2 protein-coding genes are annotated in these 1202 nt (G+C 35.4%); one reads left to right on the top strand and one right to left on the bottom strand.

Features of this window, described 5'->3' with window-relative positions; translation table 11 throughout:
- Positions 1–217 (bottom strand): hypothetical protein (locus LC115_02220; protein ID MCZ2355497.1); only part of this gene is annotated, 217 nt, incomplete at its 3' end.
- A gap of 656 nt (positions 218–873) precedes the next feature.
- On the opposite strand from LC115_02220, the gene LC115_02215 reads away from it, so the two are divergent.
- The coding region (locus LC115_02215; protein ID MCZ2355496.1) for a GIY-YIG nuclease family protein at positions 874–1202 on the top strand (329 nt) is incomplete at its 3' end.

Raw genomic sequence — 1202 nt, 5'->3', positions numbered from 1 at the left:
AATTCAAAATCAAATAGTTAAATATTTTAATTTTTTTTGTCGTGCAACAGGCTCGGTATAGTTTTTTTTTCCCACTATAAAATTCCTCCTGAACATAACTGTCTCTTTGAATCGGGCGTTTTGTCCAATCTATTATATATTCCTCATTATCAGATAATTGATTAGAAACCCTGAATGGATTATGTTCCGGTTTGTACGTATCAAGTGCTTTTGACAATAGATTTGAAAGTATATGAATTCACTTATTAGCCATATCTTGGGTCAAATCAAATGCAAAAGACAAAGATTCTTGGGTCGGGTTATTTTTCAGGTAGCAGAAAATAAAAAAGAGTTTATCGGCAGGGGCGGGAAGTTGCTCTGTTGCTCAAGGAGAATATTTTCGGAGTCTTCTTTTACCGTTTAAGGTAAAATTATTGGTTGTGGTTCAGAAAGCATGAAAACTATAACTTCGTTAGTGAATCATTATTGCTATCATGGCACCATAGTTTTCTGTTTTCTTGGAAAAACAAGTAGTGTTCCTTACTAATCTTCTGCTTCTAATACGTAACGAGTTATTTATATTTGTTTTACAAATGTTTTCGTGCTTCGGCAATGAGGGTAAGTAACTGTTATTTTGACTTCCGGCATAGACTAAGGTTACTCATTATTGCCAAAAACTTCATCATATTTTCTGAACCACAACCAATTTTTTTTACTCATAATGCCAAAAGCCTAATATGATTTGAATAATCTCTGATAGCCAATAAACTGAGTGAACCCGTTGAGCCTATTTGTGTTGAACGGAACACATCCAAAGAGAACTGGCATTGATAGAAAAATTATTATCTTTACTAAAAAAAGCCGAAAGCAGAGAGATTAGGGGGCTAAAAGCGTATGAGTAAAGGTTGGATGTATATATTAAAATGTGCTGACGGGAGTTACTACACGGGTAGCACAACCAATCTAAAAATAAGATTGACTCAACATCAGGCAGGAGAGGGTGCTAACCATACAAAAAAACATTTGCCTGTAGAATTGATTTATTTTGAAGAATACCAAAGAATAGACCAAGCGTTTTACAGAGAGAAACAAGTACAAGGTTGGAGTAGAAAAAAGAAAGAAGCATTGATAAACGGAACACCAGAATTATTGCCACAATTGGCTCTGGCTTATAGGGATATTTGTGGTGGCTTCGAGAGCCTCAGCCATCTCGAACCGTTGTC

This window comes from Bacteroidia bacterium (assembly GCA_026932145.1).
Taxonomy (GTDB): Bacteria; Bacteroidota; Bacteroidia; order J057; family JAIXKT01; genus JAIXKT01.
Note: the sequence above shows the minus strand (reverse complement) of the source record. Positions and strands in the feature narration are given on the sequence as shown.